Annotated in this window: 7 protein-coding genes; 6 read left to right on the top strand and 1 reads right to left on the bottom strand. The window is 72.3% G+C overall.

All coding sequences use genetic code 11. The features are described 5' to 3' along the window. Positions 1-49 precede the first annotated feature (49 nt). From KBY19_RS05445 to fxsT, 6 genes are all read left to right on the top strand, one after another. Positions 50-451 (top strand): CU044_2847 family protein, encoded by a 402-nt coding sequence (locus KBY19_RS05445; protein WP_099884144.1) that lies wholly within the window; start codon positions 50-52, stop codon positions 449-451. Positions 452-691: 240 nt separating this feature from the next. Further along, positions 692-3,028, top strand: a complete 2,337-nt coding sequence (locus KBY19_RS05450) for a trypsin-like peptidase domain-containing protein (protein WP_247690626.1) — start codon at positions 692-694, stop codon at positions 3,026-3,028. After that, positions 3,025-4,089 (top strand): MoxR family ATPase, encoded by a 1,065-nt coding sequence (locus KBY19_RS05455; RefSeq protein ID WP_099884148.1) that lies wholly within the window; start codon positions 3,025-3,027, stop codon positions 4,087-4,089. Before KBY19_RS05450 ends, KBY19_RS05455 begins: the two co-directional genes overlap by 4 nt. A 7-nt stretch (positions 4,090-4,096) precedes the next feature. Next, positions 4,097-7,321 (top strand): SAV_2336 N-terminal domain-related protein, encoded by a 3,225-nt coding sequence (locus KBY19_RS05460; RefSeq protein WP_099884150.1) that lies wholly within the window; start codon positions 4,097-4,099, stop codon positions 7,319-7,321. Positions 7,322-7,931: 610 nt separating this feature from the next. Next, positions 7,932-9,296: an HEXXH motif-containing putative peptide modification protein gene (locus KBY19_RS05465; RefSeq protein ID WP_247690627.1), complete on the top strand. Its 1,365-nt coding sequence runs from the start codon at positions 7,932-7,934 to the stop codon at positions 9,294-9,296. A gap of 60 nt (positions 9,297-9,356) precedes the next feature. Continuing rightward, positions 9,357-12,377, top strand: a complete 3,021-nt coding sequence (gene fxsT, locus KBY19_RS05470; RefSeq protein ID WP_099884154.1) for an FxSxx-COOH system tetratricopeptide repeat protein — start codon at positions 9,357-9,359, stop codon at positions 12,375-12,377. Positions 12,378-12,472: 95 nt separating this feature from the next. On the opposite strand, the gene KBY19_RS05475 is transcribed toward fxsT, so the two are convergent. Continuing rightward, on the bottom strand, positions 12,473-16,351 hold the full coding sequence (locus tag KBY19_RS05475) for a multifunctional oxoglutarate decarboxylase/oxoglutarate dehydrogenase thiamine pyrophosphate-binding subunit/dihydrolipoyllysine-residue succinyltransferase subunit (RefSeq protein ID WP_210965272.1): 3,879 nt from the start codon (positions 16,349-16,351) through the stop codon (positions 12,473-12,475). Positions 16,352-16,445 lie beyond the last annotated feature (94 nt).

Raw genomic sequence — 16,445 nt, forward strand, 5'->3', positions numbered from 1 at the left:
GGCGGAGCAGCAGCGTGGGCGGGCGCGAACGGGGAAGCGAGGGGCGCACATGGAACGGGAGATCCGGGAGATCACACTGCCGGGCGGGGAGACGGTGCTGGCTCGGGTGCACGTCCTGGACGACGACGAAGTGCCCTCCGGCGCTGAGGAGTTCGAGTACGACGACGTCGGCATCCGCGATCAGCTCATCGCGCGGGCCCAGCAGCTCAACGAGGTGATCGGCGGCGTGGGTGCCGCGGTGCTCGCCGCTGCCCGGCATGCCGGTCCGGACGAGGTCAGTGCGACGTTCGGCATCGAACTGGCCGTCAAGTCGGGCAAGGCCCTCGCCGCCGTGCTCGCCGAGGGGGAGGCCAAAGGGGCGGTCTCCGTCACCCTCACCTGGCGCAGGCCCGAGGCGGCGGCCGACCCCCCGGACGTCGGTGGTCCGGCTCCGGCCCCGCAGGGCGGGTGAGCGCGGGCGGACGAACGGACGGCCTCGACGGCCGACGGCCAAGTCGCGGATTGGCGTGCCTGGTTGGGGCCCCGCCCCTCCCGTCTGTCGGACCCGGCGACTAGCCTGCTACCTCATACACCTCACACAGGGAAGCCGCGGGGGAACGGGGCGTAGAGGGGGGAGCGCTGTGACAGGAGTGCGAGCCGCACGGGGCGGGCGGTCACGATTCGGCGTGCTGCTGTGCGCGCCCTGTGCCGTATGAACGCCCCCGCGGGCCTCGCCGACTCCGTTCGCGCTTCCGTCGTGCGCATCGGGGCACCCCCCGAGGGGTACGACGGAAGCAGCGGGACAAGCGACGACGGCCGTCGCCGCGACAGGAACCGGCGTGCGTTCTGGGGGACCGGCTTTTTTGTCGCGCCCGGATGGGTCCTCACGTGCGCCCATGTCGTCGGCAAGGGTGCCGCGCCCATATGGAGGGGGGAGCGCGCCATCGGCATCACGATCGGGGACACCGTGGACACCGTGGACAGCGCCGCTGACGCCGCAGGCGTCGGCAGCGCAGCCGGCATGGGCGGCACCGACAGCGCCGGCGCCACCGTCCTCCTCGGAGAGCTGGCCTTCGGACTCCCGCTGCCCGAGGATCCCCAGGCGCCCCCGGCCCCCTGGCCGTTCCCCGATCTGGCGCTGGTGCGGGTGCCGGGCGCCGAGGACGCCGACTGCCTGTGGCTGAGCGACCGTTCCGTACTGACCCCGGCGGACATCGGGCTGTACGGCTGGGCGCCGTCGGAGGTCAGGGGCGAGCAGATGTTCTTCACCGGGTTGGGGAAGGCCACCGGGGTCGTCGGCCGTCCGCTCATGCTCAGCGGTGACCAGCTGACCGAGGGCTGCTCGGGCGGGCCCGTGCTCGACCAGCGGCGCGGCACGGTGCTCGGCGTCAGCAAGGGCGCGGGCCGCAGGCCTGGCTCGGGGCTGGCCACACCGATCACCGCGCTCCGCAAGCTGTGCGATGGGGGGCCGCGCGGCGCACGCGTGCTGCACGAGGTGCTGTCGGCGCACGACAAGCACCATCTGAGGCGCTACAACGGCTTCGGACACAGCTGGCACCGGCAGCACGCCAGGCTGGGCCCCTCCGGCGGGGAGCCCGCCTACGGTTTCACGGTCGACCGGCGCGCCGAGCTGTACGCGCTCTTCGCCGAGGTGGAGCCGCCCACCGGTGCCGGGCAGGTGCTGCAACTGGCCAACGAGGCCCGGAACATGGTGCTGCGCTGGCCCTACACCTTGCGCGACCACGATCCCCGCTCCTGGCGGGAGGGCGCCGGGCTGCTCTACGACCCGCGGGACGACAGCACGGCGGAGGTGGAGCCCTCCTCCGACCTCGCGCTGGAGGCGGTGGTGCTGTACGCCGCGAAGGTGACGGCCGCGCTCACCCGATCGGGTAAGGCACGTACGCCTCGTGCGATCCGTGCGCTGGCCGACCTGCGCGAGTGGGTGGAGCGCACGGCGCGGACGCTGCTCAACGACGTCATCCGCGCCCGCGTCCCCGGTGTCCTGGACGGTCACCGTCCGGCGTCGGCGGCACGCGCCGATGTGCTGGTGGAGATAGAACCGGACATCTACGGCTCGGGGCGGCACGCGTGGCGGGTAGCGCTGGTCCGGCCCGCCGACAAGGACGACCTCCACGGCGGTGCGGCCCCGGCCCTGGGCGCCGTCGTCGAGGCCGGGGACTCCTCTCCGGCCGAGGACGCGGAGCGCGAGGAGATCACCGTCGAACAGAGCCGGGAGGAGGTGCCGCGCTCCCGGCTGGAGGGGGCCGTGCGCGCGGCCCTGTCCCAGGCCCTGGACCAGTGCGACGTGGACGACCATCTGGCGGCGGTGGAGTTCCTGCTGCCGCGGGCCCTGTTCGACGAGCCGGTGGACGCCTGGCGGGCCCGGCCCTACGACCCGTCCGACCCGTTCAACCCGCACACGCTGCCGCTGGGCCAGCGCAGGCTGGTCGTGGTGCGCGACAGGTCGCGCAAGGACCACGGCTTCACCCCCGAGTGCCGCAGTCGCGCCGCCGCCGTGCTGGGCGGCCCGATGGAGGCCGTGCCGCTGCGCCGCGAGGTTCCCGAGGCGGGACACGACGCCTCCGCCCCCGAGGGCGGGCAGGCCGCCTACGGGCGGCTGCTGGCGGCGCCGCCCGGTGCCGTGCCGGTGTACTGCGCGCGGACGGGCAGCGGCCCGGGAGCGCGCGCCATGGCGGCGGCACTCGGTGCGGGCCATGCCATGGCGCTGTGGCGGCACTCCTACAGCGACGACCACGACCACCGCGATTGCGCCGAATTCCACGAGCGGGCCGCCGAGCTGCTGCGCGAAGTTCCCTCGGCCCGGCAGCTGCCGCTGCACATCAGAGCACTGCGCAACAGGAACGCCGACCTGACCGACGACACGGATGGCGCAACTGACGTCGGCAGTGCGCCAATTGATCGTTCGTCGGCCTGGGCACGGCATATCGTCCTGCTCTACGATCCGCCCCACAGGACCTCGGGGGACGGACCGCTGCGCGAACCACCGCTCATGCCCAGGCCGCCGACAGCGTTGAGGAGCACACCGTGAGCGATTGGCGCATCTACCGCGGTGCGGGTGTCCCGCACGAAGGTGTGCGTGAGCTGCCCGAGCCGCCGCCTTGGCGTGACTTCACCGGAGCCGGCACCGGGCCCGACTCCCCGGGCGGGGCGAGTGGCGACGACCCGGAGGGTGCCGACACCGCCCGACGGCTGGGCGCGAGGCGACGGCTGGTGGAGAGCCTCCATCCGCGGCCCGAGGAGGTCGAGGCCGTCAACGCGGCGCTGTATCTGCGGCGTCCGCTGCTGGTCACCGGCAACCCGGGCACCGGAAAGTCCACCCTCGCGCACGCGGTCGCCCACGAGCTGGGCCTGGGCCGGGTGCTGCGCTGGCCCATCGTCAGCCGCACGACACTGCAGGACGGTCTCTACCACTACGACGCCATCGGCCGCCTCCAGGACGTCCAGCTGGACCGGGCCGTGGCCGGGGACAGCAGTACCCCGCCCGCCCGTCCCCCGATCGGGTCGTATCTGCGCCTTGGCCCGCTCGGTACCGCGCTGCTGCCAGCCCGGCCCGCCGAACCGGACAGGGCGCCGCTGCCCCGGGTGCTGCTCGTCGACGAGCTGGACAAGAGCGACATCGACCTGCCCAGCGACCTGCTGAACGTACTGGAGGACGGCGAGTTCACCATCCCGGAGCTGGAGCGCATCGCCGACCGCGAGCCGGTCGCCGAGGTGCTGACGGCGGACGGCGAGAAGGTCCGGATCGAGGGGGGCCGGGTGCGCTGCACGGTCTTCCCGTTCATCGTGCTCACCTCCAACGGGGAGCGGGACTTCCCGGCCGCCCTGCTGCGCCGCTGCATCCAGCTGGACCTCAAACCACCCGGCGACGAGCAGCTCGCCGCGATGGTCTCCGCGCATCTGGGGGAGGAGGCGCTGGAGGAGGGCGCCGAACTGGTCCAGCGGTTCCTGCGGCGCCAGCCGGGACAGGTGATCGCCACCGATCAGCTGCTCAACGCCCTGTTCCTGACACAGCGCACCTCGGGTGTCGAGCGGGTCACCCGCGACCGGCTCGCCGAGATGCTGCTGCGCCCCCTCGACCGCCCGAGGTGACCGTCACATGAGTGCGGCGTCGACCCCGCCGCGGCAACCTTCCGACCATCCGCGGTCCGCGGCGGCCCCGTGGGCCGAGCGGCAGTCCGTGCACGACGTGGCGGAGCTGGTGGCGCGGTTGCGGGCCGCCGGCTGGGATCCGTCGTCCGAGGAGCTCGCCGAGGCGCTGTGGCTGGCCCGCTTCGGTTTGGGGCGGACTGCAGGGGAACCCGATGTGGACTCCACCGGGCTCCGCTATTCAGGGACCCGGACGCCGCAGCCGGAGCCTCCCATGCCACCAGCCGAGGACCACGACGCCACCGAGCCGACGGAGACGCCACCGGCCACGGAGCGCACCGCGCCGGTCTCGCTGTTCGCACCGCGCAGGCACGGCGGAGCACCACCGGCGGGCTTCCCGGTCCGGGCGCCGGCGGCCGGGGCGCTGTCGGGACTGCTCGAACTGCAGCACGCGCTGCGCCCCTTGCACGGCTACCGGCCTCCGCTGCCGCCCGCCACCGGCGCCCTGGACGAGGCGGCCACCGCCGATCTGAGCGCCCGCTCCACCGCGGTGCGGCCCGTCTTCGGCACAGAGGTCCGCCGCTACAGCGAGATCCAGCTCATCATGGACGCCTCGCCCACCGCCTCGGTGTGGCAGCCCACCCTGGAGCGGCTGCGGCAGACCTTCGAGCAGCTCGGCGCCTTCCGTGACGTCCAGGTGCGCTATCTGCACCGCGCCCGGGACGGCGCCCCGCTCATCGGCACCGGGCCGGTGGACGGCACCGCACGGCTGCGGCCCGCCGACGAGTACCGCGACACCACCGGACGGCGCCTCACCCTCGTGGTCAGCGACTGCGTGGGCGCGCTGTGGCAGGACGGCCGCGCCCAGCGGCTGCTGCACCACTGGTCGGGCCGCTCCCCGCTGGCCGTCGTACAGCCGCTGCCGCCCCGGCTGTGGCCGCGTACGGCGCTGCCCGCGGAAGCGGGTCTGCTGCTGCGCGGGCGTGGCTCGGGCGGACGCGTCACCTTCGAGCCCGACAGCTACGGTCCGCCCCCGCCGGCGGGCGCCGTGCCGGTGCCGGTGCTGCTGCCCACGCCCGAGGCGCTGGGCAACTGGGCGCGGCTGCTGGGCACCGACAGCGAGCGCGCCGTGGCCGGTGCCGCCGCCTGGGTACTGCCCCGGCACCCGGCGATGCCCGCGCCGCGTACCCCGGCGGGCGCGGTACCGGCGCGTACCCTGCTGCGCGAGTTCCGCAACACCGCCTCACCCGGGGCGCTGGATCTGGCCGTGCATCTGGCCGTGGTGCCGCTGCTGCTGCCGGTCATCCACCTCGTGCAGGAGGCGATGCTGCCCGACACCGGGCCGATGGAGCTGGCCGAGGTGCTGCTGTCCGGGCTGCTGACCCGGCTGCCGGAGGAGGACGAGCCGGACGGGACCGACCGCCGCGGAAGCCTGCCCGGCCCGCGCTACGCGTTCGCGCCCGGTGTCCGCGAACTGCTGCTGCAGTCCCTGGACCAGGGCGCGGCCGTACTCATCCTCAAACATCTGTCCGGGTATGTGGCGCAGCGCTTCGGCAAGGGCACCCGTAACTTCGCCGCCATGGCCGTCGCCCAGCTCACCGGCCGCAGCGAGTCCGCGCGCGCCGGCCGCGAGCCGGCAGGCACCGTGGGGGACGGTGCGGAGCCGGACGAGGCGGAGGACGGCGACGAGATGTTCGCGACGATCCCCGCCGAGGTCGTCCGGTTCTACCTGCCCGAGCAGACCGCGGCCGACCAGGTGGCCGAAACCGAGCGACTGCTGCGCCGCTGGCGCTCCCAGGGCGACATCCAACTGCTGCACCGGGCCCGCTCCGTCGGCGAGGCAGCACGTGCCGCCGACCGCGACAGCGCACGGGCCCGGCTGGCACTCGGCCGGGTGCTGCACGCACTGGCCGGCACGGCGGCCGTACGCCGCAGCCCGCAGGGGCCCGAGCCGCTGCTGCGGGACGCCGCCGAACTGCTGACCGACAACGAGCCGGGCACCCTGCTGGAGCGCGCGGGCGTCGAACACTCGCTGTGGCAGGTGCGTGGCGGGACCCGGCATCTGCTGCGCGCCGAGGGTCTGCTGCGTTCGCTGGCGGGCCGCACCGGTTCGGCGACCGCGCAGGCGGCGGAACCGGCGGCAGGAGACCGGGCGGCAGGAGACACGGCGGAACGGGCACTGCTGCCGGACGCCGAGCGCACCCGTAAACTCCGGCTGGGCCGGGTGCTGCTCGCACTGGCCCAGACCGCACCCGAACACCGCCACAGGGCGGCCCCCGAGGCCGTCAGCGAACTCCGCGAAGCGAGCGACATGCTGGCAGACCGCGCGCCCGGGTTCCCCGAGCCCTCCGGTGCCCCCGCGACCTCCGAGACCCAGCCCGCCCAGGTGGCCCCGCAGGCACCCGACTCCCGCACATCCGACGAGGCGCGGGCACAGCGCTGCGGCGCCCTCCTCGACCTGGCGTCCGCGCTGCGGCTGAGCGGCGCCCCGCCGCAGGAGCGCCTCGATGTGCTGGCGCAGGCCGGGGCCCTCGCGGGCGAGCGGTCCGGGCTGCGGTTGCGCTGCGCCAGGGAGCGCGCCCGTGTGCTGCGCGAGACCCGTGACTGGGAGGCGGCGGCCGAGGCGTACACGGAGGCCGAGCGGCTGTCGGGACGCGACAGCACACAGCGGGGCGAACTGCTCATCGAATGGGGCGAGATGCTGCTCACCGAAGCAGGCGACCTGTCGCGCGCGGAGGGGCTGCTGCGCGAGGCCCTCACCCGCGCCCCTTCCGGGAGCCCGACGGTGGCCAGGGCCGCGCTGCTGCTCGGACGGGTGCTGCTGCTGCGCTACGAACGCGAGAGTTTTCTGCCCGACCTGTACGAGGGCTGCCATCTGCTGGAGCAGGCGGCCCGGCAGGGCCCCGATGCGGAGAGCAGGGCGCAGGCATGGCTGCGGCTGGGCAGGGCACGGACGCTCTTCCCGGCGGCTGCTCCGGAGTCCCAGCAGGTGGCGGCCGATCTCACCAGGGCGTTGGAGGAACTGGCCGATGCCCGCGAGGGCGGCTCCGTCACCGCAGCCAGGGCGCTGCACGGGCGGGCCGAATTCCATCGCTCCCAGGGGCGTACCGAGGAGGCGCTGGCCGACTACCGCGCGGCGGAGGCCGAATGGCAGCTGCTGGCCGGGCAGCTGGCGGACCTCCCCTGGGCCGAGGTGCGCGACACCAGGGACCGGGTGGCCGAACTGGCGGGTTGAGCGCAAGCCACCGAACCGGGTGCGCCGACGCGCCGGCCGGGGGAGGCATCAGCGTGCGGAACGGGGGGAACGGACGGGGGAACGGGGAGGAACTGACGGGGGAACGGGGGGCTGACCTGATGTGGCACGCGGGGGAAGGCGAGGACCGGCCGAATGCGGTGGCCCCGCTCCTCGCACGTGTTTCCGGCTACCTGCCCCGGGAAAGAGACATCATCCGTGTTACCGCCCCCGGGTGGGGGTCCTAGGGAGGAGAAGAGCGTGCCGAAGCGGACCGAGGGCGCGTCCCGCAGCCCGGGCCGTGGGCCCGACGCCGCACCGCCGTCGCCCTTGCCCGATCTGACGGATGTGTCCCTGCGTACCCTCAGGACCTGCGACGATCCCGCCGTCACCGCCGCCGTGGAGAGTGCGCTCCGCACCCCCGAGGAACTGTCGCGGGTGTGGCGGTCCTCCGGCGGGGAAGCCGGTCGTATCGGCAGGCGTCGACACTCCGGCGGACCCCCGGCAGGCAGCCACCGGGCAGCCGGGAAACGGGGTGTGATCCGGTCAACCTTCGGCTCGGTCCACGGCACCTCCGGCCCGCCTCCGGGTCCGGGAGACAGCGTGGGCCGTCATGAACCCCTTTGAGATACCGGGCCCCCAGCTCCGTCGGATGGGGGAGACGCGGCCGGTGCCGGGAGAGGCCGCCGTACTGGGCGGCTGGCTGCACAGCAGACGCCTCGTCCTGCTCAAGACACTGCTGACCAGGGCCGAGCGCACCCAGTTGCCCCCACAGACGGCCCGCGCGCTGCGCGAGCACTGGACGCTGCTGGAGGACGCCGAGCACCACGACCCCGCCGCGGCGCGCGGCGTCCTCGGCTATCCGGCGGCAGGCAACTGGCTGGCGCACGCCCTGGCCGCGCCCGGCGACGACTTCGTCACGGCGCTGGCGGGTCTGGGTGCGCTCGCCGCGACGGTGGCCACCGCAGCCGGCTGCGACTTCCGCCTCGTCCTGTCGGCGCACGACGGCATCCTCGCCCTCCCCGGCCTGGGTTCGTACATGACCACCGCGCCCCGGGTGCGCATGGAGGCGACCGACGACACGGTCACCTTCACCCCGCAGGACGGTCGGCCGACCGCCCTCGCGCGGGGCGACCTGCTGAGCCGTGCGGCGCCACCGGCGGAGGGCTGGCGCCCCCTCGGCCCACTGCCCGGCGGGCCCGCCGTGCTCGACGACCAGGACCCGCACCTCGCCCGGGAGACGGGCCGCGCAGGGCTCGCGGGACTGCTGCCTGCCGCCCTGATCGCCCCGGACGAGGCATACGAGTGGCGGGAGCTGTGGAGCCGCGCGCTGGATCTGCTGGGCGACGCCGACCCGGAGCGCGCCGCCGAGGTGGTGGGCCTCGTCCGCGCCGTCGTCCCTGTGCTGTGGAAACCCGACGGGCGGGCCAGCGCCACCCGACTGGCCGCACCCTGGGCCGTGCTGACGACCCTTCCGCGAACGCCGGAGGAGATGGCCGAGGTCCTCGTCCACGAGGTGCAGCACAGCAAGCTCGCCGTCCTCGGTGGTGTCGTACGGCTCAACGACGAGTCCGCCGAGGCCGTCTACCGCGTCGGCTGGCGCAGCGACCCCAGGCCGCTGGGCGCCGTCGTGCAGGGCACCTACGCGCATCTGGCCCTCGCCGATCTGTGGGCCAGGCTCGCCCGCCGGGCCTCGGCGACGCCCGCCGAGCGCGCGGCCGCCCGGCGCCGCGCGGCCGACTACGGTGCCCAGGTCGACCACGCTCTTTTCCTCCTTCTGGGCTCTGGTCAACTGACCCGTCAGGGCACAGAGTTCGTGGAGGGCATGCGCCATCGCTACCGGCGGCTGAGCTCCCCGGGCGGGAGGGCCGCCCGGGACGCGGAGTCGGCGGAGCACGCCGGGAACACCGACAGCGCGGGCAACGCGGCCGACAGCGAAAACGCAGCCGACAGGCTCACAAACGGTCACTTTGGGTAATCTCGCCGTACACGTCGCCCGCGAGGCGGCGACGGCTGCTGGACGAGGGAGAACGCAAGCATGGTCGCTCAGCGGGAACCGGCTCAGGGCGGGGCGCCCGGAGGGGAGTCCGAGCACTTCGTGGTGGTCTTTCCCGGCTATCACCGGGGCTGGGGCAACTGGATCGCGCACCGGCTGGAGAGCCATGGGCATCGCACCACGCTCCAGCGCTGGGACCCGGACCGCGAGCAGCCGCTGGACGAGGCGCTGGGCGACCTCCAGCTCGCCACCGGCCGCGTCCTGCTGGTCATCAGCGATGTGTTCCTCCAGCTCGGTCCGCGCACCGAGGCCGACTGGAACGCCGTGCTGCGCGGCTATGTCGCCCAGCACGCGGACCGGTTCGCCGCCGTCAACCTGACCAACCGCGAACTGCTGCCGGCCACCGCGGTGCTGGAGCCGGTCAACCTGTGGGGCGTCGGCGAGGAGGAGGCCGAGCGGCGGCTGCTCAACCGGCTCGGACTGCGGCCCCGCCGCATCCCCGTCCCGCAGCCCGGCTACGCCAGCCGCTACCCGAACGACCCGCCCGCCATCTGGGGCGAGGTACCGCGCCGCAACGCCCGCTTCACCGGCCGCGACGTCATCCTCGGCGACCTCCAGCAGCGGCTGATGGACGCCGAGCACGGCGCCGCCGTCTGCTCACTGGTCGGGACGGCGGGCATCGGCAAGACGCAGATCGCGGCGGAGTACGCGCACCGCTTCGCACCCGACTACGACGTCGTCTGGTGGGTCAACTGCGATCAGCGCAACACCCAGCGCGACACCTTCGGCTCGCTCGCCACCGAGATCGGTCTCGACAGCTCCGGTGAGGTCGGCGAGCGGGTGCGCGCCGTACGCGAGGCGCTGCGCAGGAACGAGCCGTCCGGCCGGTGGCTGCTGATCTTCGACGGCTGGGAGGAGCCCGAGGAAGCCGCCACCTACCTCCCCCAGGGCGGCAGCGGCCACGTCCTGATCACCTCCCGCAACAAGAGCTGGCGCTCCCTCACCGACATCAAGCAGATCAGCGCCTTCCGCCGCGCCGAGTCCACCGGCTATCTGATGCGCCGTGCCCCGCACATCACCGTGGAGCAGGCCGACCAGGTGGCCGACGAGTTCCAGGACCTGCCGCTCCAGCTGGCGCAGGCCGCGGCCTGGCTGGGCGAGGAGGGCATGGAAGTGCCCGAGTACCTGCGCATGGTGCGGGGGGTGGGGCTCACCCGGCTGGAGAGCAACACCATGCCGGACGACTACCCGTACTCCTCCCTGACCTCCTGGTCGATGCTGCTCAACAAGCTGCGCAAGTCCGAGCCGCGCGCTGTGGAACTGCTCTCCTTGTGCTCCGTCTTCGCACCCGGCCGCATCCCGCTGGGGCTGGCCCGGGGCATCCCGGCCGCCGAACTTCCCGAGACGCTGCGCTGGTTCAGCAAGGACCGCTCCGGCTGGACGCGTGCGCTGGACTCCCTCGTCAACTACTCGGTGCTCACCCGTGAGGCCCGCACTCCCGCCGTCGGCGACGGTGACCAGAGCGACTCCGTCCATATGCACCAGGTCGTCCACCGCGTCATCGCGGAGCTGACCCAGGGCAGGCAGAACGACATCTATCGCGAGACCGTGCACCGGCTGCTGGTGGAGGCTGATCCCGGCACTCCCAACGACAGCCGCCAGTGGGGCCGCTACGCCGAGATGCTGCCCCATCTGATCGCCTCGGGCGCACCCTCCAGCAAGGATCGCCGCGTCCAGGAGATGCTGCTCAACTGCCTGCGCTACTGCTACTCCAGCGGTGAGTACACTCTCGGCGCCGAGCTGGCCGACAGCATTCGCGGGGACTGGGAGACGTTCCTGGACGCCACGGCTTCGCAGATGCTGGCGCTCACCACCATGCAGGGGAACCTGCTACGCGGGGGTGGCCGGTTCCGCGAGGCACAGGCGTTCGACAGCGCCCGGCTGGAGCGGCTGCGCGAGATGCCGCCCTCCGACGGCGCCCACGAGGAAGCCGTCATGGACGCCACCAGCTGTCTCGCCTCCGACCTGCGGCTGCTGGGCCAGTACGACGAAGCGCTGCAGTTGCAGAGGCAGGTTGTCGAGGTCTCCGCTCGGCTGTACGGCCCGGAGGAATGGACGAGCCTGCTGGCCCAGCACAATCTCGCCGTCGGCCTGCGGCTACTGGGCCGCTACGAGGACGCCTACGAAACGGATCTGGACACCCTCCGCAAACGCGAGCAGGTGCTGCGGGCCCGCCACCCCAACACTCTCGCCTCCGGCAACGCCTGCGCCCGAGACCTGCGGCTGATGGGCCGCTACCAGGAGGCGCTGGCCCGCCAGGAGCTCGGCATGCGGCTGCATCTGCAGGTGCTGGGCGCCCAGCATCCGCAGACCCTCATGGCCCGGCACAATCTGCTGCTGTGCCAGCGCAGGGCGGGCACTCCGCGCCAGGACATCGCCACCGCCATGGCGCTCCTGCTGGAGCAGCACGAACAGGTGCACAATCGCACCCACTACTCCACGCTCTCGCTGCTGACCGACTACGGCAACTTCCTGCGGGAGCACGGCGACCTGGCACTCGCCCGCGAGTTGCTGACCGAGGCGGAGGACGCCTTCCGCTCCCTGCTGGGCCCCGCGCACCCGGTCCCCACCGCGATGCAGTCCAACGCGGGGCTGGTGCTGCAGGCGGAGGGCGAGCGGGATGGCGCGCTCAACATGTTCGAGCAGGCGCTGGCCGGGCTCACCACACTGCTGGGCGCCGACCACCCCGCCACACTCGGCTGCGCCCTGAACACCAGCGGCGGCCGAAACTTCAGCGAAGCCCTGGAAGACGCCTTCGAGCTGAGCCGCGACACCCTGGAGCGCTCCCAGCGGGTGCTGGGCGCCGACCACCCCCTCACCCTTTCGTGCATGGTGGCCCACGCCGGCGATCTGCGCTCCCTGCGGCGCCGCGAGGAGGCCCGCGCGCTGGAGAGTGACGCCCTGGAGCGGTTCACCCGCTCGCTGGGCGCCCAGCACCAGCACACCCTCGCCGCCCGCCAGCGCACCCGCCCGTACTGGGACTACGAGCCGTACCTGGGCTGAGCCGGCCGGGTCCCGCACACGGCCGAGGGCCCCCGCCGCAATGCGCGGCGGGGGCCCTCGGCTTCGTACGACGGGCCGTCATCGGCCCGGTCGGCTCAGATCTCGAAGACCTCCTGGATGAGCTGCGCCTGCTCCTCCGCGTGCCGCTTGCCCGAGCCCACGGCGGGCGAGGACGAGGACGGCCGGGAGACGCGACGCAGTCGGTCCGCGTTCGGGACGGGTTCCGAGCCGATGATCAGGTCGAGGTGGTCGACCAGGTTGAGGGCGATGAACGGCCAGGCGCCCTGGTTGGCCGGCTCCTCCTGCGCCCACACGTACTTCTCGGCGTTGGTGAACCGCGCCATCTCGGTCTGGATCTCCTTGCCGGGCAGCGGGTAGAGCCGCTCCAGCCGGATGATCGCCGTGTCGGCGGACTCGGGGTCGGTCAGACCCCGCTTCTGCCGCTCGGCCTCCAGGTCGTAGTAGACCTTGCCGGAGCAGAAGACGACCTTGCGGACCTTGGCCGGGTCCATCTGGCCGCTGTCCACCAGCGTGTCACCGATCACCGGACGGAAGCCGCCGCTGGTGAACTCCTCCGTCTTGGAGGCCGCCGCCTTCATCCGCAGCATCGACTTCGGGGTGAAGACGACCAGCGGCTTGTGGTGCGGGTTGTGCACCTGCCAGCGCAGCAGGTGGAAGTAGCTGGAGGGCAGCGACGGCATGGCGACCGTCATGCTGTTCTGCGCGCACAGCTGGAGGAACCGCTCGATCCGGGCCGAGGAGTGGTCCGGGCCCTGGCCCTCGTAACCGTGCGGCAGCAGCAGGGTGACACCAGAGGTCTGGTTCCACTTCTGCTCGGCCGAGGAGATGAACTCGTCGATGACCGTCTGGGCGCCGTTCATGAAGTCGCCGAACTGCGCCTCCCACATCACCAGCGCCTCGGGGCGGGCCAGCGAGTAGCCGTACTCGAAGCCCATCGCCGCGTACTCGCTCAGCAGCGAGTCGTAGACGTTGTAGCGGGCCTGGTCGTCGGACAGGTACAGCAGCGGCGTGTAGTCGTCGCCGGTGTTCTGGTCGAGCAGCACCGCGTGCCGCTGGCCGAAGGTGCCGCGTCGCGAGTCCTGGCCCGCCAGCCGGACCGGGGTGCCCTCCATCAGCAGCGAGCCGATGGCCAGCGTCTCGCCCATGCCCCAGTCGATCGTGTCGTCCTCCACCATCTGCGCGCGGCGCTGGAGCTGCGGCGTCAGACGCGGGTGGACGGAGATCCGGTCGGGGATGTTGACCTGCGACTCGGCGATCCGCTTGACGACCTCCTGGCTGATGGCCGTCTCCACGTGCACGGGGAACTCCGGCTGCGGAGCCGGGACCTCGGCCGGTGCCGGTGCCGATGTGGCGTCCCGCACCTCGGTGAAGACCTTCTCCAGCTGCCCCTGGAAGTCCTGGAGAGCCTGCTCGGCCTCCTCCAGCGTGATGTCGCCCCGGCCGATCAGCGACTCGGTGTAGAGCTTGCGCACCGAGCGCTTGCGGTCGATCAGTTCGTACATCAGCGGCTGGGTGAACTTCGGGTTGTCGGTCTCGTTGTGACCGCGGCGCCGGTAGCAGATCAGGTCGATGACCACGTCCTTGTTGAACGCCTGCCGGTACTCGAACGCCAGTCGCGCCACCCGGACGACGGCCTCGGGGTCGTCGCCGTTGACGTGGAAGATCGGCGCCTCGACCATCCGGGCCACGTCCGTCGAGTACATCGACGAGCGCGCCGACTCGGGAGCGGCGGTGAAGCCCACCTGGTTGTTGATGACGACATGGATGGTGCCGCCGGTGCGGTAGCCGCGCAGCTGCGACATGTTGAGCGTCTCGGCCACCACGCCCTGGCCCGCGAAGGCCGCGTCACCGTGCAACGCGATCGGCAGGACGGTGAAGTCCGTGCCGCCCTTGCCGATGATGTCCTGCTTGGCGCGTGCCACGCCCTCCAGGACCGGGTCCACGGCCTCCAGGTGGGAGGGGTTGGCGGTGAGCGAGACCTTGATCTGCTCGCCGTCCAGGCCGGTGAAGACGCCCTCGGCACCGAGGTGGTACTTCACGTCGCCGGAGCCGTGCATCGACTTCGGGTCGAGGTTGCCCTCGAACTCCCGGAAGATCTGCGCGTACGGCTTGCCCACGATGTTCGCCAGCACGTTCAGCCGGCCGCGGTGGGCCATGCCGATGACGGCCTCGTCCAGCCGGGACTCGGCGGCCGCGTCGATCACCGCGTCCAGCAGCGGGATGACGGACTCGCCGCCCTCCAGCGAGAAGCGCTTCTGGCCGACGTACTTGGTCTGCAGGAACGTCTCGAACGCCTCGGCGGCGTTGAGGCGGCGCAGGATGCGCAGCTGCTCCTCGCGCTCCGGCTTGACGTGCTGCAGCTCGACCCGGTCCTGGATCCACTTGCGCTGCTTGGGGTCCTGGATGTGCATGTACTCGATGCCGGTGGTGCGGCAGTACGAGTCACGCAGCACGCCCAGGATGTCGCGCAGCTTCATCATGGACTTGCCGGCGAAGCCGCCGACCGCGAACTCCCGCTCCAGGTCCCACAGGGTGAGCCCGTGCTCGGTGATGTCCAGGTCGGGGTGCTTGCGCTGCTTGTACTCCAGCGGGTCGGTGTCGGCCATGATGTGGCCGCGCACCCGGTAGGAGTGGATCAGGTCGAAGACGCGTGCGGCCTTGGTGACGTCGTCGTCGTGCGAGGCGTCGATGTCCTGGTTCCAGCGCACCGGCTCGTACGGGATGCGCAGCGCCTTGAAGATCTCGTCGTAGAAGTTGTTCTCGCCCAGCAGCAGGTTGGCCACCTGGCGCAGGAACTCGCCCGAGGCCGCACCCTGGATGACGCGGTGGTCGTAGGTGCTGGTCAGCGTCATGACCTTGGAGACACCCAGCCGGTTGAGGGTGTCCTGGGAGGTGCCCTGGAACTCCGCCGGGTACTCCATGGCGCCGACGCCCATGATCAGACCCTGGCCGGGCATCAGACGGGGCACTGAGTGCACGGTGCCGATGCCGCCCGGGTTGGTCAGCGAGCAGGTGACGCCGGAGAAGTCCTCCATCGTCAGCTTGTTGTTCCTCGCCCGGCGGACGATGTCCTCGTACGCCTGCCAGAACTCGAAGAAGGTCAGCGTCTCGGCCTTCTTGATGCCCGCGACCACCAGCTGGCGCTCGCCGTTCGGCTTCACCAGGTCGATGGCCAGACCGAGGTTCACATGCTCCGGCTTGACCAGGGTGGGCTTGCCGTCCTTCTCCGCGTAGGAGTAGTTCATCGACGGCATCGCCTTCAGTGCCTGCACCATGGCGTAGCCGATCAGGTGCGTGAAGGAGACCTTGCCACCACGGGCGCGCTTGAGGTGGTTGTTGATGACGATGCGGTTGTCGAACAGCAGCTTCACCGGGACCGCCCGCACGGACGTGGCCGTGGGCAGCTCCAGGGAGGCGTTCATGTTCTTCGCCACAGCCGCGGACGGGCCGCGCAGCGGCAGGTACTCCGGGCCCTCGGCCTCCTGGGCCGCGGGCGCCGCCTTGCCGGCCGGAGCCTTCGCCCCGTCCGCCTGCGCGGGCTGCTGCGCCGCCGGCTTGGCGGGCGCGGCCTGCTGCGGCTGGGCGGGCTTCGGCTGCTGCTTCGGCGCGGCAGGCTCCGCCTTCGCCGGGGCACCGGCCTGCGCGGGCTGCGGGGCAACCTGCTCGGCGGCAGCCGGAGCCTGGGCCGGTGCGGCCTTCGCGGGCGACGGGGCGTTGTCCCGCGGGGTGCCCGCGCCGTCCGGCGCCGTGCTTCCGTCTGAGGACTCCGGCTGATAGTCAGCGAAGAAGTCCCACCAGGCTCGGTCTACCGAGTTCGGATCCTGGAGGTACTGCTGGTAGATCTCGTCGACGAGCCACTCGTTTGGCCCGAACGACGGGCCAGGGTCCTTGCCCTGTCCGTCCTTCCGTTCCGTAGTGGTGCTCGATGAGCTGTTGGGGGACTGTGACGACACGGCGGCAACCGCCCTCTTCCGCTTCCTTAGGTGGTGGACAGCGGAAATAAAGGCTACGCCTCTCCGGACGATTGGTGGAGTCCGGGCCGCTCTT

This window comes from Streptomyces sp. B15, assembly GCF_018070605.1.
Taxonomy (GTDB): Bacteria; Actinomycetota; Actinomycetes; order Streptomycetales; family Streptomycetaceae; genus Streptomyces; species Streptomyces smyrnaeus.

Coding starts and splice junctions, on each gene's coding strand:
- KBY19_RS05450 (WP_247690626.1), top strand. CDS start 692: ATGAACGCCCCCGCGGGCCTCGCCGACTCCGTTCGCGCTTCCGTCGTG.
- KBY19_RS05445 (WP_099884144.1), top strand. CDS start 50: ATGGAACGGGAGATCCGGGAGATCACACTGCCGGGCGGGGAGACGGTG.
- fxsT (WP_099884154.1), top strand. CDS start 9,357: ATGGTCGCTCAGCGGGAACCGGCTCAGGGCGGGGCGCCCGGAGGGGAG.
- KBY19_RS05465 (WP_247690627.1), top strand. CDS start 7,932: ATGAACCCCTTTGAGATACCGGGCCCCCAGCTCCGTCGGATGGGGGAG.
- KBY19_RS05460 (WP_099884150.1), top strand. CDS start 4,097: ATGAGTGCGGCGTCGACCCCGCCGCGGCAACCTTCCGACCATCCGCGG.